At 31.3% G+C, this 18823-nt stretch carries 23 protein-coding genes; 18 read left to right on the top strand and 5 right to left on the bottom strand.

Features of this window, described 5'->3' with window-relative positions:
• Positions 1 to 317 precede the first annotated feature (317 nt).
• Entirely contained in the window at positions 318 to 1700 is a 1383-nt protein-coding gene (ltrA, locus tag C1I91_RS19630) for a group II intron reverse transcriptase/maturase (RefSeq protein WP_238475848.1), read from the top strand.
• 190 nt (positions 1701 to 1890) lie between these two features.
• On the opposite strand, the gene C1I91_RS19625 is transcribed toward ltrA, so the two are convergent.
• Positions 1891 to 2166: a hypothetical protein gene (locus tag C1I91_RS19625; RefSeq protein WP_128214396.1), complete on the bottom strand. Its 276-nt coding sequence runs from the start codon at positions 2164 to 2166 to the stop codon at positions 1891 to 1893.
• A 232-nt stretch (positions 2167 to 2398) separates the two neighbouring features.
• Here C1I91_RS19625 and C1I91_RS19620 point away from each other — a divergent pair, with 232 nt between their 5' ends.
• A complete protein-coding gene (locus C1I91_RS19620) occupies positions 2399 to 2605 on the top strand; it encodes a hypothetical protein (RefSeq protein ID WP_128214395.1) in 207 nt (68 codons plus the stop codon).
• A gap of 127 nt (positions 2606 to 2732) precedes the next feature.
• Here C1I91_RS19620 and C1I91_RS19615 read toward each other — a convergent pair whose 3' ends face one another.
• From C1I91_RS19615 to C1I91_RS19605, 3 genes are read right to left on the bottom strand one after another with little or no spacing between them, the layout of a single operon-like run.
• The gene (locus C1I91_RS19615; RefSeq protein WP_128214394.1) at positions 2733 to 3221 is read right to left on the bottom strand and encodes a hypothetical protein; all 489 of its coding nucleotides are present in this window, start codon (positions 3219 to 3221) and stop codon (positions 2733 to 2735) included.
• 12 nt (positions 3222 to 3233) lie between these two features.
• Positions 3234 to 4490, bottom strand: a complete 1257-nt coding sequence (locus C1I91_RS29185) for an ElyC/SanA/YdcF family protein (RefSeq protein WP_238475847.1) — start codon at positions 4488 to 4490, stop codon at positions 3234 to 3236.
• A gap of 33 nt (positions 4491 to 4523) precedes the next feature.
• Entirely contained in the window at positions 4524 to 4979 is a 456-nt protein-coding gene (locus tag C1I91_RS19605; RefSeq protein WP_128214393.1) for a GNAT family N-acetyltransferase, read from the bottom strand.
• A gap of 165 nt (positions 4980 to 5144) precedes the next feature.
• Between C1I91_RS19605 and C1I91_RS19600 the strand changes: the two genes are divergently transcribed.
• From C1I91_RS19600 to C1I91_RS19565, 8 genes are all read left to right on the top strand, one after another.
• A complete protein-coding gene (locus C1I91_RS19600) occupies positions 5145 to 5414 on the top strand; it encodes a DUF5808 domain-containing protein (protein WP_128214392.1) in 270 nt (89 codons plus the stop codon).
• Positions 5415 to 5727: 313 nt separating this feature from the next.
• Positions 5728 to 6351 carry an IS607 family transposase gene (locus C1I91_RS19595; protein WP_128214391.1) on the top strand — a complete coding sequence of 208 codons (624 nt, stop codon included), beginning with the start codon at positions 5728 to 5730 and terminating at the stop codon, positions 6349 to 6351.
• Positions 6329 to 7474 carry an RNA-guided endonuclease InsQ/TnpB family protein gene (locus C1I91_RS19590; RefSeq protein ID WP_128214390.1) on the top strand — a complete coding sequence of 382 codons (1146 nt, stop codon included), beginning with the start codon at positions 6329 to 6331 and terminating at the stop codon, positions 7472 to 7474. The genes C1I91_RS19595 and C1I91_RS19590 overlap by 23 nt, the downstream gene beginning before the upstream one ends.
• 167 nt (positions 7475 to 7641) lie before the next feature.
• Positions 7642 to 9051, top strand: a complete 1410-nt coding sequence (locus tag C1I91_RS19585) for an MFS transporter (protein ID WP_128214389.1) — start codon at positions 7642 to 7644, stop codon at positions 9049 to 9051.
• A gap of 264 nt (positions 9052 to 9315) precedes the next feature.
• Positions 9316 to 9669 (top strand): IS66 family insertion sequence element accessory protein TnpA, encoded by a 354-nt coding sequence (tnpA, locus tag C1I91_RS29850; protein ID WP_420808470.1) that lies wholly within the window; start codon positions 9316 to 9318, stop codon positions 9667 to 9669.
• Positions 9666 to 10037, top strand: a complete 372-nt coding sequence (tnpB, locus tag C1I91_RS19575; RefSeq protein ID WP_128214388.1) for an IS66 family insertion sequence element accessory protein TnpB — start codon at positions 9666 to 9668, stop codon at positions 10035 to 10037. The genes tnpA and tnpB overlap by 4 nt, the downstream gene beginning before the upstream one ends.
• Before the next feature lie 80 nt (positions 10038 to 10117).
• Positions 10118 to 11734, top strand: a complete 1617-nt coding sequence (gene tnpC, locus C1I91_RS19570; protein ID WP_128214387.1) for an IS66 family transposase — start codon at positions 10118 to 10120, stop codon at positions 11732 to 11734.
• A complete protein-coding gene (locus tag C1I91_RS19565) occupies positions 11721 to 11999 on the top strand; it encodes a hypothetical protein (RefSeq protein WP_128211607.1) in 279 nt (92 codons plus the stop codon). Before tnpC ends, C1I91_RS19565 begins: the two co-directional genes overlap by 14 nt.
• Positions 12000 to 12061: 62 nt before the next feature.
• On the opposite strand, the gene dapA is transcribed toward C1I91_RS19565, so the two are convergent.
• Positions 12062 to 12898, bottom strand: a complete 837-nt coding sequence (gene dapA / locus C1I91_RS19560; protein WP_128214386.1) for a 4-hydroxy-tetrahydrodipicolinate synthase — start codon at positions 12896 to 12898, stop codon at positions 12062 to 12064.
• A 686-nt stretch (positions 12899 to 13584) separates the two neighbouring features.
• Here dapA and C1I91_RS19555 point away from each other — a divergent pair.
• The 8 genes from C1I91_RS19555 to C1I91_RS19535 all read left to right on the top strand — a co-directional run bounded on the left by C1I91_RS19555 (position 13585) and on the right by C1I91_RS19535 (position 18142).
• Positions 13585 to 14151, top strand: coding sequence for a GNAT family N-acetyltransferase (locus C1I91_RS19555; protein ID WP_128214385.1), 567 nt, complete (start codon positions 13585 to 13587; stop codon positions 14149 to 14151).
• A gap of 57 nt (positions 14152 to 14208) precedes the next feature.
• Positions 14209 to 14844, top strand: coding sequence for a hypothetical protein (locus C1I91_RS19550; RefSeq protein WP_128214384.1), 636 nt, complete (start codon positions 14209 to 14211; stop codon positions 14842 to 14844).
• A gap of 187 nt (positions 14845 to 15031) precedes the next feature.
• Complete coding sequence (locus C1I91_RS19545; RefSeq protein ID WP_128214383.1) at positions 15032 to 16132, top strand: M20/M25/M40 family metallo-hydrolase; 1101 nt, start codon at positions 15032 to 15034, stop codon at positions 16130 to 16132.
• Positions 16133 to 16193: 61 nt separating this feature from the next.
• Entirely contained in the window at positions 16194 to 16490 is a 297-nt protein-coding gene (locus C1I91_RS29175; protein ID WP_238475846.1) for a hypothetical protein, read from the top strand.
• A 35-nt stretch (positions 16491 to 16525) separates the two neighbouring features.
• Positions 16526 to 17032, top strand: coding sequence for a transposase (locus tag C1I91_RS29170; RefSeq protein ID WP_238475845.1), 507 nt, complete (start codon positions 16526 to 16528; stop codon positions 17030 to 17032).
• Positions 16972 to 17274 (top strand): transposase, encoded by a 303-nt coding sequence (locus C1I91_RS29845; RefSeq protein WP_238475844.1) that lies wholly within the window; start codon positions 16972 to 16974, stop codon positions 17272 to 17274. The genes C1I91_RS29170 and C1I91_RS29845 overlap by 61 nt, the downstream gene beginning before the upstream one ends.
• A complete protein-coding gene (locus C1I91_RS29160; protein ID WP_238475843.1) occupies positions 17253 to 17504 on the top strand; it encodes a hypothetical protein in 252 nt (83 codons plus the stop codon). The genes C1I91_RS29845 and C1I91_RS29160 overlap by 22 nt, the downstream gene beginning before the upstream one ends.
• A 149-nt stretch (positions 17505 to 17653) precedes the next feature.
• Positions 17654 to 18142, top strand: coding sequence for a M20/M25/M40 family metallo-hydrolase (locus tag C1I91_RS19535; protein ID WP_128214382.1), 489 nt, complete (start codon positions 17654 to 17656; stop codon positions 18140 to 18142).
• Positions 18143 to 18823: the final 681 nt, after the last annotated feature.

Below are 18823 nucleotides of genomic sequence, written 5' to 3'. Positions count from 1 at the left end.
GAGGGACACGAACTACATATAAGGCTTACTAGGGACGGACGAGTTTGCTAAACAAAACGAAGTCCTACACTATCCCAATTCCTAGGAGTAAATGTAGCAGATATATGAGATGAAGGTTGTTGTTCTTACCTGGGGAGGTCTGATAGATACATCGCTAACAAAGATGAATTTCTAAGCGGTAACCTACATAGCGATATGTAACTGAACTATCAGAAGTCAGCAGAAGTCATAGTAACTCCGCTAATCGCGATAGCGGATGAAGGACTGAACTTTAGGGAGGTTTTTCAAGTTTGAAAGTTTCATAGAATACTCAAAGATTGCAGAAAACTAAATATTTAGGCTCTAGTGCCCAAGATAGAGTGGAACTCGAAGATAAGCAAAGAGTGCATAGAGAATTCTCGGCAACTCCAAAGGAGAAAATCAGTGGATTTGAATATGGCTCACTAGAAAGGATATTATCCAAGGATAATATGAACTTGGCTCTTAAAAGAGTAATTTCTAATAAAGGTAGCCACGGCGTGGACGGAATGACAGTTTATGAACTTAAACAATTTTTGAAAACAAACTGGATATCTATTAGAGAAAGTATTCTTAATGGTGAGTATAGACCAATGCCAGTTAGAAGAGTAGAAATTCCAAAACCTAATGGTGGAACTAGGCTCTTAGGTATACCTACAGTTTTGGATAGACTTATCCAACAAGCTATTGCTCAAGAATTAAATAGTATTTATGATAGAAGATTCTCTGAAAGTAGCTTTGGCTTCCGCCCTCAAAGAGGAGCTAAAGATGCAATTAAGAAAGCAGAACAGTATATCAATGATGGCTATAGGTGGGTTGTTGATATGGACTTAGAGAAATTCTTTGATAAGGTTAACCATGATATCTTAATGCATAAATTATCAAGAAGCATTAAGGATAAGAGAGTATTATCCCTAATAAGGAAATATCTTCAGTCAGGAATAATGATAAATGGTGTAGTGGTCAGAAATGAAGAAGGAACCCCACAAGGAGGACCGTTGAGTCCACTATTATCTAACATAATGCTAGATGAACTAGATAAAGAGTTAGAAATGAGAGGTCATAAATTTTGTCGCTACGCGGACGACTGTAATATCTATGTTAAAAGTGAGAGAGCTGGGAAAAGAGTAATGGAAAATATAACAAGTTTCATTGAAGGCAAACTCAAATTGAAGGTGAACAGAGATAAAAGTGCAGTAGATAGACCTTGGAAGAGAAAGTTTCTAGGATTCACGCTAAACCTAATGTTTGGTAAAGCATACTCATCTATATCAAAGCAATCATTAAAGAGATACAAAGATAAAATCAGAGAAGTCCTATCTAGATCAAAACCGATAACTTTGGAACAAAGAATAGAAAAATTGAACCAAATTAATATTGGTTGGATTAACTATTATGGAATAGCCAAATGCAAAGGAATAGTGGAGCATTTAGATATTTGGATAAGGAAAAGATTAAGAATGTGTATATGGAAACAGTGGAAGAAAGTTAGAACTAGATATAAAAACCTTAAGAAGCTGGGACTTGAACACTACGAAGCTATAAAGTTTGCCAATACCCGCAAAGGATACTGGCGAGTAGCAAATAGTGCAATATTAAACACAACTCTTACAAATAAATTCTTCTCGGACTTAGGCTTAAAAAGCCTAACGCATCAATATATTAAAATTCATTCAACTTAAAGAACCGCCGTGTACCAGACCGGTATGCACGGTGGTGTGAGAGGACGCTGAATAAAATAATTATTCAGCTCCTACTCGATTTATGGGCTTTAGTGTTTGAGAAAAACAACTACAAATAAGTAATTAGAGCTCAAATAATCTATAAGTACCGGCTTAAAAATATCTTTGTAGATATTTAGTTTATCATTTCTCAAAGACTAGCAGAATCTTCAGGAGGATTTACCTTTTTATATTTATCAATGCACAATAGAGTTAAAGCTATTAAAAAAAGACCTCCTTCTATGACTTCAATTATTAATCCAGGAGTTGTCCTTATGTAAGCCTCTAGGAAAGATAATCTTATAGCCTCAACACCGAAAAATACTCCAAATAAAGCAAGATAAGGTTTTTTATTTTTATGAGACAGAGATATACAGTATGTAATTATACATAAGTATGAAATTAATTGAAGAATTTTATGTAACATATATAAGCCCTCATTTACTAATTAAAGTTTATTATAATTAGCTTATAGAACTCTAAACTAAATATAATATGTATACTGATTATAACATAAGGCTGTAAAAATTGGAATATTTGTGATGGATAAGGAAGAAAGAAGCTATAATATATAAAGAAATGCCAAATCATCTAAGGATTATGATATAATTATACTGTCATTTTAAATATATATAATTAAGCTTCTAGGAGAACGGATGATGAAAGAAAAATTGCAATTATATTTTATGTCCCTATTAACCTCTGTGTTGGCACTATTGGTTTTAGGAATCATGCTGTTACTTTATGGAGAAAGTTTATATTTCCAATTAAAGGTATGCTCTATAGCTGCAATAATAGTTATTTTTATTCTTATTATTTATGTAGTTTACAATATTATAAAAATCACCAGCATGAAACGAGAATAGAGGCTTGGGAGATAATAAAACTTTCGCATGACAAAAATTAATATTAAAGTTATAAAAAACTGTACTAGGATAGTTGCAGGTAATTATCCATAGTGCAGTTTTTTATTCATTATAGGATAGTTTAAAATCACTTTTGCATCACAGGCTCTTCTTTGTAATTCATGGAGCTATATAGATTCTTTAAATCATCTATAAGGTTAGAATCTGTGCACTTATAGACGGCTTTAATTGTATTTGTACCACTAAATTTATAGACGTATACTATATTCTTATATATGTTTATTGAGTAAAGGTACTCCTTTGACTGTTCAGTATTTGAGATCAACGCAATTACAAAATCAGGGGCCTTATCCTTCTCGCTACTCTGAATGCAAGACAATGACTTTATGTATTTCATCATAGTTTGAATATCTTGGCTTTTTGTAATCAGCTTACTCCTAGCTATTTCTTTCTCACCGCTTGTTAGTCTTAGGTTATCAAACTCCACCCTTTTAACTAAATCTGAAGATATGTTTTCAAAAGGTTTTACTGTAGGTTTTTCTTGACTTTTTGTGCAACCTGTACAAAATAATAAGAGACAGGTAATAGCTGCTATTGTAAAGCTTTTTAATCTCAAGACATCATCTCCTTAGAATTTGCTAAACAGATTATTGAATAATGCATTTATTTTATCATCGACTTCAAATTCTGCATTAATTCTATTGAATATATATTGTATATCATCTTCAAAATTATTATTATACTCTAAGTCATTTATATGTAAAGAAAATAGATTCTCTTTAATTTCTTCTAATAAATTATAGGATGTATCAATTTTGTTGGAGAGATATTTTATCACTGCTCTATGTATTAACCTAAGGGTTTTGTACCAATTAGGTTTTTCTAATATATAGTTAAGTAAAAAAGCTCTATTCTTAGATAAATTTTTATCTACTATAAAGTTTGTGCTGTATTTCAAAAGAACTAAACTATCTTTTAAATCATCCTCAGAAATAGCATTTCTAATATCTAAATCAACAGTTATATTATTGTTATGAACTAAGATTAATATGTCTTTAGGATTTTCAGTGAGATTAGTCATAACCGGATTGCCATAAATAGTGATGAGGTCATCAATAATAAAGTTATCAACCTCACCTAATATGATTAGATCAATATCAGAAAATTTAGTGGCAGTACCTTTAGCCAAAGAACCTTTCAAGATTAAGGAAAGTCTGTTGCTTTTACAGAATTTATATATAGCTTCTATATAGTTTTTATGTTCTTGTGTTGGATAGGTTATTTCAAAATTAAATAAAATATTTTCCTTAAAATAGTTTTTAAATTGTGTTCCAATCTTTCTTACTTCATCCATAACCACATTTATTCCTATTTCTGAAGTGAACCAATTATCTTTTCTAATTCCTTGAACGTCGCAAGGACATATGATGAGTTCTACATGAGGGAATGCCCATTGATAATACATATAGCATCGTCTAGCATGGGAACTCTTGCAGACTATAATTGCCCTATTTATATGTAATCCAAGGTTGTCTGTTATTTCGCGAGACTTAAAAGCATTTTCATAAGTGCTTTCAGCAGTATCTTCTCGAAAAATTGCACTTTTATCAACCCCATTTTTATATAATACGTCATTACAAAATTCCCATTCAGTGTTATAATGACTACCATAATTATCAGTTTTCACTGAAGGATTGGAAAATAACTTTTCATGTGGATTATGTCTTCCTGAAGGTAAGATAAGTGGAGCATATTTATCGTGCCATAGCTTGGCCGCTTTTTCTCCTAATTCAGCATAGGAGCCTCCTGGTATGAAAATAATATCAGAAGCTTTAGGTTCACCTTCGATAAATATATAGTTTGTTATGTCAGTTATATTATTCATATTGCCTCCATATAGCTAAGGATATTCTAAGAATTAATCATTAAAATTCCACTCATAAATACATTTTTGTCGTTCGCCTTCTAAGTACATGTCGTTATGAGGTGGTAAGTCCACCACTTCTTTAAGGCTGAGGCCTGCTTTTTCACAGGTCTTACGTGAAGGAAAATTATCAGGATTGCAGGTGATTATTATTTTGTCCATTTTATGCCCTAAAGCTACTTGTTTAATAATATTACATGCCTTTGCTGCAAAGTGATTTCCTCTAAAATTTTCATCAATTTCATAACCAATATTACCACCGTAATAAGAGTTTTCGTTATATCCTATTCGGATATCTATATTACCTATAGGGTCTAAGGAATTATGTAAATTAATTTTGTAGGCATATCTAGGAAGATAACCTTTTTCATCGTCAGCAGGAGTTTTTGCTTTTATATTTAAATCAATTTCACCATCTGTTAAAAAATCGAAGCTTTTAAATTGAAACAATATGGCTCACCTCATTCTTGTATGTTATTATATTTGTAGAACATATTATAACATAATTGGGTGTATTTTCAATAAAGGTTAGATAAAAAGATAATAGAAAGAATTGAAAATAGACTGTCCTTAAGAATTAAGGTATAAGTATGTCTATAATCATTGTAATAGCAATTGAACAAAGATATAATTACATTTAATAATTTACTTAGTATAAAAGAAAGCGGTGAGATAATGCCAAAAAGAAGGTGGACAAAGGATGAAATTGAGGATTATAGAAGAACTCATGGAAATTTCTTTTATTTTAATAAAGAAGATGCAAATCTTTTAATTCCAAAAGCTTTAGGTATAGGGAGGAGCTTTAATTGGGCCAATCCGATTTCTTGGGTGGTTACTATAGCCTTAATTATAATAATAATAATACGTGTAGTATATAAAAGTTAAAAAAGTAAATTCCAAAGTTAGAAAATATTTATTTTTTAAATATACTTCAAATCAGAAAAGCATAAAGATGCACAATTACAATTCTTAGACTAAAAATAAAGCGTTTGACCAATCTAACAAGTTTTACTTTGATAAATTTCATAATGAAGTAGTATGTCTACATAGGGTATCAATTTATTAAAATTATAATATTATAGTACTGAACAATTGATGGAGGCATACAACAGTTTTAAAACACCTACTAAAACACACTAAAATATATTGGAATATTGTTAGTTTTATGTTGTCATAATATGTGTAAAGAGGTGATAGCATGAAGTATTATACAATTGGTCAATTCTCAAAATTAGTGGGAAAAAGTATTCAAACTTTAAGATTGTGGGATAATGAAGGAAAGTTAAAACCACATCATATAACAGAAGGTGGACACCGTTATTATTCTGAACAACAAATTAATCAAGTTTTGCAAGTGCCACTTGTTAAGACAACTAAAAAAGTAATTGGATATTGTAGAGTATCAAGTAATAAACAAAAAGATGATTTAGCAAGACAAGTTGAAAATGTTAAAACATACATGATTGCTAAAGGGTACTCATTTGATGTTATTACTGATATAGGAAGTGGAATAAATTACGATAAAAAAGGATTAAATCAATTGGTGGATATGATAACCAATTCAGAAGTTGAAAAGATAGTAATTCTATATAAAGATAGGTTGCTGAGATTTGGGTTTGAAATAATAGAAAATCTATGTAATAAGTATGGGACTGATATCGAAATCATAGATAACACTGAAAAAACAGAAGAACAGGAATTAGTTGAGGATTTAATTCAAATTGTTACAGCTTTTAGTTGTAGGTTGCAAGGCAAAAGAGCCAATAAAGCAAAGAAAATGATTAAGGAGCTGTTAGAGAATGATACTGGCGAAGAAAGTTAGAATTATTCCGAATATAGAGCAAGAAAAAAAATTATGGCAATCAGTTGGGACTGCAAGATATATTTATAATTGGACACTTGCAAGACAAGAAGAAAATCACAAAAATGGTGGCAAGTTTATAAAAGATGGAGATTTAAGAAAAAAATTAACTATTTTAAAGAAATCAGAACTTAACTGGCTTAATGAAGTATCTAATAATGTAGCAAAACAGGCTGTAAAAGATGGTTGTAATGCTTATAAAAATTTCTTTAAAGGGTTAGCTGATAAACCAAGATTTAAGAGCAGAAGAAAAAGCAAACCTTCATTCTATAATGATACAGATAAACTAAAGGTTAAAGAAAATTTAGTATTAATTGAAAAAGTAGGTTGGATTATAACAGTAGAGCAAATACCTTCAGATAATAAATATATTAATCCAAGAATAAGTTTTGACGGTAAGTTTTGGTATATATCTATAGGCATAGAAAAAGAAGAAACTATATCAGAAAATACAGATATATCAATAGGTGTGGATTTGGGATTAAAAGATTTAGCAATAGTTTCAAATATAGATAAACCATTTAAAAATATTAATAAAGCTAAAGAAGTGAAAAGACTAAAAAAGAAGTTAAAAAGAAAGCAGAAACAAGTTTCAAGAAAATATGAAGATGGAAAAATTCGAATAGGAAAGGAAGGTGAAAACCGTTATAAATTTACTAAAACTAATAATATTAAAAAACTCGAAAGAGAATTAAAACTTATTCAAAGAAGGCTTTCAAATATACGTTTAAATCATATTCATCAAACAACAACTGCAATAGTGAAAACCAAGCCAAGCAGAATAGTTGTTGAGGATTTAAATGTAAAGGGGATGCTTAAAAATAGACACTTATCAAAGGCTATACAAGAACAATGTTTCCATAAGTTTATTAGTATCTTAGAATATAAAAGTAAATTTAATGGCATTGAATTCGTAAAAGCAGATAGGTTTTATCCTTCAAGCAAAACTTGTTCTTGTTGTGGAGCAATAAAGAAAGATTTAAAACTTAAAGACAGAGTTTTTGTTTGTCCATCATGTAATGCTCGGATGGATAGGGACAAAAATGCATCAATAAATCTTTCAAGGTATAAAAAATCAGCATAATATCACTAACAAGATAGTGCTGATATGTACTGTGCGTTACGCAGGATTTTAAGCCTTTGGAGCAACATATCAAACTGGAGTAGTCTTATGACAAAACAGGTTGCGTTGAATAAGGAATAAATCTCTAAATATTAGATTTTAGTAGATTTTATGTAACGGTACTATTATTGAAAGATGATAAATGGAAGACTCTTGTGGTAATACTGGTAGGATCATTTATGACTACCTTGGATATTAACATAGTCAATGTAGCCTTGCCTAAGATGGCGGCTTCGCTTTATGTTGACTTAGGTACAATACAATGGGTAGTTACAAGCTACCTTTTAGTTATTTCAACTCTTGTACTTATGTTTGGAAGGCTAGCAGATATAAAAGGGAAAAGAATAATATATCAAAACGGCTTTCTTGTATTTTCAGTAGGTTCGCTACTATGTGCACTTTCAAAAACTATGTATTTTTTAATTGGTGCTAGATTGATACAAGGTCTAGGAGCTTCAATGATGATGGCTTGTAATTTTGGAATTATAACCATGATATTTCCATTAAAGGAGAGGGGAAGAGCCACTGGGATACTGGGAACTGTAGTTGCAATTGGAACAATGGCTGGGCCGCCGCTAGGTGGTTTTCTAGTAGGAAACTTTAGTTGGCAGTCAATATTCTTAATAAACATACCTATAGGAGTCTGTGCTTATCTGGCAGGGGTTAAGCTTCTTCCTCATGACAAGATTTTAGATAGCAATAAAAACTTTGACTTTAAGGGAATGATTACTTTCGTAATATCTGTACTAGCACTGTTCCTTTCACTGTTAAATGGAGAAGCTTTTGGGTGGAGAAGTATACCTATTTTAATAGGCTTTCTTTTATTTATTGTAAGCTTTATAACCTTCTGTATTATAGAAATAAACACTGAAGTACCTATGCTAGATTTCAGGCTTTTTAAAAACAAGTTTTTTTCCGCAGGGATACTATGCGCATTTATATCCTACTGTGTTATCTATTTTACAAATATAATACAACCTTTTTATCTACAGCATATTCTAAGCTTTTCACCACAGAAGGCTGGATTTATAATGATGGTTTATCCTGTTACTGCAGCTATAATGGCTCCGATCAGTGGTGTTTTGTGTGATAAGATAGGATATAGAATTCCAACCTTTGTAGGACTTGCTTTTACTTGTATCGGAATATTTACTATGTCTTACTTGAAATTAGATTCTTCATATCTGGCAATAATGATAAGCATGACAATTTTAGGCTGTGGTTATGGCTTGTTTCAGTCTCCTAATAATGCAGGGGTTATGTCCTCGGTTCCTAAAGATAAGCTTGGGATATCTGGAAGTATGAACTCCTTGATTAGAAATCTAGGAATGACTAGCGGCATATCTATTTCTGTGGCTATATTTTATAGTTACATGGGAGGAAAACTGGGAAGTCATGTATCAGCACTTTCCTCAGGAAATCCTGAACTTTTTGTAACTTCAATGAGCTTAACCTATAAAGTAGGCTCAGTAATTGCTATAGCTGGGATTATAGTTGCATTCATGAGACTTTTAAGGAAAACAGAATTAGAAGAGTAGAAAAATATAGTTTCTTTACAGAAAAATATGCTTGTTCGAAGACAGGGAAAGCTTAAAGTCTTTGAACAAGCTTTTTTATCTTTTTGCATAGGCTACATTTGATAATATTTTTGAAAATGCATACTTTAGGATAGCCTATTTTCAATTAGTTATTTTATAAATAGAGCTTGGTCTAGTTTATTTTTAAGATCATCAGTAAGCGATGGAACAAATACCGTCATGTAAATAGACCTTTAATTTGATATGCTTTAGTAAAGCAATCAGATTGGAGGTTTTAATATTATATCTAAGAATGAAAATTATACTCTCTGGGAGCAGAGAATAAATGAAAAAAATAAAAGCGGTCTAACAATCAAAGAGTGGTGCGAAAAGAATGGAATCAGTAGACATAAGTACAATTACTGGAATCACCTATTGATAAAGAGAAATGAAAAACCTGTTGAAGAGACGACCTTTACTGAAGTTACAACAATTCTTTCAAAACCTGATAATACAAATTCAAACCCAAGTAAATCTGATGATTTTCAGATACTTTATAAAAATATACAAGTTACTGTTCCTAGTAACTTTAATCAAGATTCTTTAGCAGGACTGATGAAGGTTCTGCAAGACTTATGATGAATCATATCGCCGATGGGGCGGAGCACATCTATCTTGCACTCGGTGCCACCGACTTCCGCAAGCAACAAAATGGACTTGCCGCATTGGTTTCATTAAAATTTAATCTTAATCCTTACTCTGGCACAAGTGTTTTCTTATTTTGCAATAAAAGACATAGCTGTCTTAGAGCACTTCGATGGGATAAAAATGGCTTTATATTAGTTACAAAATTTCTTTGCGATGACATGAAATTTCAATGGCCTAAAACAGAAGGAGAAGTACGTGATATAACAAAACGGCAAATGGAATGGCTTCTAGATGGTTTACAAATTGATCAGAAAAAAGCACATCGAGAAAGTATTGATACTGCAAAAATGATTTTTTAAAAACAGCTTAAAAGGTAGTAAAATAGCCATTTTTCTGGTATAATATAAGTAGTTAATTAACCAGAAAGGAGCCTTGAATCATGCAGTTTTTAGATAGTAAAGATTTACGAATTAAAGAACTTGAAAATACAAATAGAAAACTGCAGGAAAAGGTAAATATGCTAGAGCATGATGTTGAACTTCTTACTCAAGCAGTTTTACATGCATCAAAACAACGTTTCGGAGCATCAAGTGAAAAAACGCCTCGAATAGAAGGACAATATTCTTTTCTGGATGAAATAATTGATCCTATTATAGATGAGACCAAAGTTATTAATATAAAAGAACATAAACGACCTGTAAGAAAAAAAGGTGATAGAGAAAAATTGATTAAATCATTATCACATGAAATAGTTGAATGCGTTATTAATGAAGAAGCAACAGTATGTAAAATATGTGGAAGTAATCTTAAAGTGATTGGTAAGAAAAAAGTAAGATCTGAAATGGAATATATTCCAGCAAAGCTTATAATCAAAGACTATGTTCAATATGTTTATAAATGTACTGAATGTGGAAAAAATGACGTTAATCCATATGATTCTATATATTGTGCACCTGTGCCAGCTCCCGTGCTTACGCATTCCGTAGCATCGCCTTCGATTACAGCGTGGATAATGTATCAAAAGTATATGATGTCAGTACCTTTATACCGCCAAGAAAAAGACTTTAAAAGAATGGGTGCTGACCTTAAAAGAGATATGATGGCAAATTGGATAATACGAAGCGCTGAATATTGGCTAAAACCTCTATATGAAAAGATGCATGAACAATTATTAAAGTGTAGTATTATTATGAGTGATGAAACTACTTGGCAGGTAAACAAAGAGAACGGTAAGAAGGCATCTAGCAATTCATATATATGGATACATAGAAGTGGAAACTGCGAAGGCTTACCGGTAATTTTATACCAATATACTAGAAGTCGTTCAGGTGAACATGCAAAAAAATTTCTTGAGGGATTTGAAGGTTATCATGTTTCAGACGCATATGCTGGATATGAAAAGGTTGAAGGAATTACTAGATGCTTATGCTTTAGTCACCTACGAAGATACTATCTGGAAGCTATTCCGTTAGATTCTAGAAAAAAAGAGATTCCAAGCTCTGGCGGAGCGGTCGGCAGGGCTTATTGTGATAAACTCTTTAAACTAGAAAGAAAGTGGAAACAGCTATCTCCAGATGAAAGAAAACAGAATAGACTTATATATAGTGTCCCTATACTGGATGCCTTTTTTGCATGGGCAGAAAAAACATTTACAACACAAGATATGTTGAGAAAGGCTTTGAATTATACACTGAATCACAAAAAGTATTTTACTAACTTCTTGCTAGATGGAAGAATACCTTTATCAAATAATTTATCAGAAATTGCTGTAAAGCCTGTAGCAATTACAAGGAAAAACTCACTGTTTTCCGATTCGGTAGCCGGGGCGGAAGCATCCGCAATTATATTTAGCATTATAAATACAGCAGCAGCTAATAACATAGATCCATATAAATATCTACATTATATTTTTTGTCAGTTACCAAATATTAATTTTGCATCGAATCCATGTTTACTTGAGGAATATTTACCATGGTCGGAGAGAGTACAGCTTCAATGCAAAGCAACTACAACAGAAGCTACACCAAAGGAGGAAAAAAATAGTGAGTCAGCCTAATATAGATTTTATGATGACTATGACCAAGAACTTTCTAGGCGGAAAAATAGATGAAATAGCTTATACGCTTGACTTTCCATATGAACTTGAAAAAAGATACAAGAAAATGCACAAGGAAGATGATGATTATGCAGAATTGATTTATGAATGCCTTTATGAAGAAGGCATATGCTTTTTCAATGACCTATCAGATTCGGAATTTAAGAAACTCATTCGAAAACAATATAACTATATAAAGCAAATTGCAAAAGAAGGATTTTATTAAAATATAAGCTTCACAAGGTTTTGTGAAGCTTATATTTTTCAATACGGTATATGTTCCACCGCTTACAGATCATCAGTTATTGTTGTTAGAGGCAGTCTTACCTCATCGGAATCTATAAGACCTTCTCTTTTTAAACAATATTTTAGAGGTGCAGGATTAGGTTCTTCAAATAACATAGGAACAAATTTATATAAATCCTTCCACTTTTCAAGTGCTAACTTATGATTGTTAGACTTAACAGCGTTATATACCTCTACGAATCTTTCAGTTTCTAAATGAGCAGAAGCCAAGATGCCGCCATCAGCTCCCAAGGCAAGCACCGTATAAAATAAGGCATCATCGCCAGTAAGAATAGAAAAGTTTTCAGGTGGGTTCAAAAGTAGGTTTGTTGTCTGCTTTATATCTCCACAGGAATCCTTTATTCCAATCATATTCTTCAGTTCTGCTAATTTATATATAGTATCATTTTCAATATTTCTACCGGTTCTATAAGGAATGTTATATATCACAATATCTAAATCGGTAGCTTCAGAAATTCTAAGAAAGTGTTCGTAAATACCTCTTTGGTCAGGCCTGCTATAATATGGACATACAGATAATATTCCATCAACCTTATACTTTTCAGCCAGTTTTAGATTTTTGACTACCTTCCTAGTATCATTGCCTCCAATACCAACAAAGACAGGAACTTTTCCAGCAGCGTATTCCATAGTTTTTTTAATTATTTCCTCGTATTCATGCTCTGAAATAGTAGGGCTTTCTCCAGTAGTACCTAAAGGAATTAGGCCGCTAATATTTTTACTTAAATAGTGATCTATAAGCCTTTTATAGGATTTAAAATCTACCTTATCATCTATAAAAGGTGTAATAAGTGGTACATATACTCCTTGAAGCTTCATATGATCTTACCTCCAAATTTATATTTTTAGTTTTGATATAGATTTATAATTTCAATCTGGAATGGATTTTCAAAACTCATCTGTTTTTAAGAAACCCAACACTCAAATTTTTATTGGTAAGGTATAGATATAATAATTAGAAAAAGTGATAGTATAATTATACTATATTTCCTAAATAGTGGTTAAGCATAAATGAGTTTTGTATAATACTTGGACAACGCTATTGTGCTTTTTATAAGTTTTTCTAGAGATGAAATACTTAAAATTAATTGTTCTAAAGTATATCTATAAAATTGTAGTAGCTACAATATATTAATATTTATATGCCTATCTCTATGTATTAAAGAATTGATGTTGATGATATATAGGGAAACAACTTCAACTATTAATTTATACATGCCACAAAATCGCCAGAAGCCACGAATTTATAACAAGTATAAATTAAGTTTTCGTAAAGATTCCCTATAGAAACATATAATTATGAGAATTTAACTTAATTTATCAAAGAAGTTTAATGGTATTTCAATATGGATTAGTATGAATATATATCAATGTATTAAATAAATGTTGGTGATAAAATGTGCTTATATACAAAATTATCCATGCAATATATAATATAGCTTATTGATAAGCAAAATATATGCAAAGCATGAATTTGTATATCTAATATAGAAAGGGATGATATTGTGAGTAAAAGTCCATTTGAACAGTTTCCACATATTACATCAGATGAAATTACTTTAAGAAAAATTACAGACTCCGACCTTGATAGTATTTTCGAAATTTATAGTAACGAAAAGCTTTTTCAACATTCACCTGTAATGCATACGAATAATAAAAATACTGTTGCCAATAAGATAGGGCACTTTGAAAGAGATTTTTGTAAAAAGAAGTGTATATTTCTTGGAATTTCTTTAAATAGTGAACCTAATAAGGTGGTTGGTATAGCAGAAATATTTGACTACTCAAGTGAAGTAAATATGATAACCATAGGTTACAGATTGAACGACAGATTTTGGGGTAAAGGAATTGCTACAGAAGCTGTTAAGCTAATCACTGATTACATATTTGACAACTTAGAAATTAACCGTATACAAGCTTTTGTTATGCCTGGTAATATAAAATCTCAAGAGGTATTAAAAAGAAATGGTTTTATCAAAGAGGGAGTAATTCGTCAAGGACACGTGTGGAAAGGTCATGGTGTTGTTGATTTAATATTGTATTCTTTATTAAAGTCTGACCATAAAAAGTAAGTTCTTTTAAGTGAATGAGAAAGTTATTGCTTAATGAGAGAGGATTTGAAGGTTTTTATGAGAAAAAAATTATTGGTATTTATATTAGTTATTATTGTTGCCATTTCCGGAAGTATGTTATTTAGCTATTCAAGAGTTTCTAAAGGATATGAATTAAATAAAATAGGTAGTAATACGAAGGTTATAGGTGAATTAATAAAAGACCATCAATATAAATTTCATTCTAATATTGTATTGGGTAATGATGGTGCTTTGGCAGCTTCAATATTAGACTTAAGTCTTTGTGCAGACATTGAGTTTGATGCATCTACTAATAACTACCTGTTAAAGAACCCAAAACTCCAGATTACTCCAATTGGCTGTGAACAGTATGATAAAGAAGGTGAATACTTAACATCAACATCATGTTCAGCAAACTACAAATTCGGTATGAAACCAAATCAGGCATTTAAGCAAACTATAGATGTCGGTTACGCCAAATTATTGCTAGATAATAAAAACATTAAGATTACTAACATCAGAAGTGAAGATCCTAAGATAAATATAAACTCTATAAGTGATCTAAAAAGGTTCAAGGATAATAATGCTGATATATTAATCCAATATAATACTTTGCAACAGTACTTTACTCAATGGTACAACATTAAGTTTAATCTTACTTCAGATAAAGAAGGAGTGTTTAGTATAAACTGATTACTTTAAACACTCATGAAGAGCTTCCTTTCTATTTTGATAAAAGGAAAACATTATAAATAATAGTTCTCAAGTTATCACCCTTAAGTTCTATATCTATAATAAGCCACCAACATTTATTTAACACATGCAAATATAGTACAATAAATATTAAATACACAAGTTACTATAAGAAAGGAGATTAAAAATGGAGTATATATTAATGATTTTATTGGCACTCATATTAATTTTTATTGCTGTTGTTATATTTAGAGCCATAATGTTTAAGCCTAAAACTCAAGAAAAGGTTGAAGCTAGGATTGTGGAGATTGATGAAAATAAGGTTGCAGAACATCTAGCTGAGATGATTCGTTGCAAAACTGTATCTAGATATGATAGTAAGCTTATAGATGAAGCTGAATTTGATAAATTTAGAGCGTTACTTCCTAAACTCTATCCTAATGTATTCAATAATTGTTCCTATGAGAGAGTAGGAAGTACAGGTATATTGATAAAATGGACCGGAAAGGCTTCACTTAAGCCAACTGTATTAATGTCTCACTATGATGTGGTACCTGTTATCGAAGATAAGTGGAAGAAGCCACCTTTTGAAGGAGTTATAGAAGATGGAGTGCTTTGGGGAAGAGGAACTTTAGACACAAAGGGAACTTTGTGTGGAGTAATGGAATCCGTAGAACACCTAATAGAGAAAGGTTTTATCCCCGAAAATGATGTGTATCTTGCTTTCTCAGGGGATGAAGAAGTAAATGGGCCAAGTGCACCGGCAATTGTAGAAGAATTAAAGACAAGAGGAATACAGCCAGCTTTAGTACTTGATGAAGGAGGAGCTGTTGTAGAGGGTGTCTTTCCAGGGCTTAAGCAACCTTGTGCTTTAATCGGAATAGGTGAAAAAGGACCTATGAATTTAGAACTTTCAGCTAAAGGAAATGGAGGACACGCTTCTGCACCGCCACCACATACTCTTGTAGGGCTTTTGGCTAAAGCAGTTGTAAATATAGAAAAACATCCATTTAAGGCCCAACTAACGAAGCCAGCAGCTGAGATGTTTGACACCCTTGGTAGATATTCTAGTTTTGCATTTAAGATTATTTTTGCAAACTTATGGTGTTTTAAGCCGTTATTAGATCTATTATGTAAGAAAAAAGGTGGAGAACTTAACAATGTCATTAAGTTAAGAAATAAATATTATAGTTATGGAACAGAGTATGTTTACAAATACATACCTGTTCTTTTTTTGTATAACAATTTACATATACTAATTTTTATCAAAATATTAGAAAAAGCTTGACAAATAGTTAGAAAAATGTGGCGAAGCCCCTTAAATATAATGTTTTTTAGGAGGTTCGCTCATGAACGAATATGCAGATTTTATAAAGAATAAATTAGATACGGTATTAAAGGAAATGCATGAATACTCATGGTTATTTGTCAACGACCCCGATAAGGATTTCACTAGAAATAGAAAGTTGAATTTTAAAGAGATGCTAAATATTTTACTTTCTATTGGAGGCAGTAGCTTAAACCTTGAGCTTCTAAAATACTTTTCATATGATACTGAATCAGCCACTTGCTCCGCGTTCGTTCAGCGACGCAAAAGATTCTCCCTGAAGCACTTAATTATCTTTTTAGTAAGTTTACATCATTAGCAGTAAGCCCTAAATATTATAATGGCTATCGATTATTGGCAGTTGATGGTTCAGATTTATGTATTGCACATAATCCTAAAGATGAAAAAAATCATTTTCAAGCTACTGAAAATTCAAAAGGATATAACCTTCTTCACTTAAATGCTATGTATGATTTATGTAGTAGAACATATATGGATGCAGTTATTCAATCAGGTAGAGAAGAAAATGAATTTCAGGCATTAATTGACATGGTAGATCGCTCTAATATTAATGATAAAACTATAATAATAGCCGACCGTGGATACGAAAGTTATAATGTCTTTGAACATATCATAAAGAAAAATTGGAATTATGTTATAAGAGTTAAAGATATACATAGTAATGGAATAGTATCAGGAATATCTATACCTAATGATGAAACATTTGATATAGAGCATAGTATTTTGCTGACTAGACGTCAAACTAATGATATAAAGGCACATCCTGAAAATATAAGTTTATGCCTGCTAATCAAAGGTTTGATTATCTTCCAGTTAAAGATAAAGGAACTTATCCGGTAAACTTTAGAGTTGTTCGATTTCCAATATCAGACAACACTTACGAAGTTATTATTACTAATCTTAGCAAAGAAGAGTTTTCAATAGAGAATCTTAAAGAAATATACCACATGCGTTGGGGAATTGAGACATCATTTAGAGAATTAAAGTATGCCATTGGGTTAACAAGTTTTCATTCTAAAAGGCGGACTACATCATACAAGAGATATTTGCAAGACTCACCATGTATAACTTTTGTGAAATAATAACAACACAGGTAGTTGTACAACAGAAAAACAGAAAATACAGCTATCAAGTTAATTTCACTATGGCCATAGCAGTTTGTATGCAATATTTCAGATGTAGTAATGTAGCTTCACCTCCTAATGTTGAAGCACTAATTAAAAGAAATATATTACCTGTTCGAAATGGCAGAAAAGACCCTCGCAAAGTCAAAACCAAATCGGCAGTTAGCTTCATATATAGAGTAGCATAAATTTATGCTAATATAAATTTTTTTTTTACAGAGATTTTACTCTGTCTTATTTGCATGCAAAAAAATATACAATACAAAAGAAAAAAGCCAGTTGAAAGCATATACACTTTCAATTGACTTTAATTTTGCTGTGGCAAAACATTAACTTAATGACATTGGGAGAACTTAATGCTTTGATGAGAACCACCTGTGCACCAACAATGATGGAAGGAAGCAGTGCACCTAATGTTCTTGCTCCACAGGCAAAGGTAGTTGCCAATTTAAGACTTATAGGTAAAGATACTCCAGAAACAGCAGTTGATTACTTAAAGAAGGTTATAAGAGATGATAATATTGAGCTAAAAATTATGGATGCCATGAATCCATCGCCTTACTCTGAAACTGAAGGCGAGAGCTGGGAGAAGCTAAGTAAGGCTATCAAACAGACCTGGCCAAGCGCAATTGTAGCTCCTTATCTTATGGTAGCCTGCAGCGATTCTAGACATTATTGTAGGATTAGTGAAAATGTCTACCGCTTCTCAGCCATGGCCTTAAGTAAAGAGGAACGTGCTATGATACATGGACACAACGAGAGAGTTCCTGTAAATACTATTGGCACAACAGTTAAGTTTTATATTAGATTGGTAAGTCAGCTATAAAATTCCAATAGTAGATTTTGAGAAGAGCGTCTTAAAATAATAGTACCTTAACAGATTTTTGCTACTATTTATTAGAAAATGAATAGTAGCAAAAGATCATATCATTTACCGTTGATAAGTACACATTAAAACTTTTATATTTTCTGTTATAACATTGTTGTTAAAATAACAAATATAAGTAACATTAAATTTGCAAATAGTGTTTACAAAATGCTATTTAAATTATATAATAAATGTATAATTTAGTTAAACATTCCGTAAATGACAGTTTATAAAAACTAATGGTGTAATAAAAGTGCTAGTAGCTTATAAACACACTTCTATGAATTATTCCTTAAAAAACGCAAAATTCATTTTAACTCCTAAATATATATCACTTTAATCCAAAATATATAAAAAATCCTCTGTATTCTGAGAGGATAGTTTAAATATATAAATTTTAATAGGAAGCGATATGCCAATAAAATACCTATATAATTTTTTGTTTATAAAAAGAACTAAATATGAATACAAGCCTAATTTTTAAAAACTCATCTGGTATATACATCTATACATATACACCAAGCATAAGTAATATCTCAATAATTAAATTACATTCTGCTGTGTACAAACCTATAAATTTATTAGCTAAAAAAATTTCATTAAAAAGTACTTTCTAAAAATGACATAAATAAAAATTTG

This window comes from Clostridium manihotivorum (assembly GCF_004015185.1).
GTDB lineage: Bacteria > Bacillota > Clostridia > Clostridiales > Clostridiaceae > Clostridium_AR > Clostridium_AR manihotivorum.
This window is presented reverse-complemented; position numbering and strand designations above follow the sequence as displayed.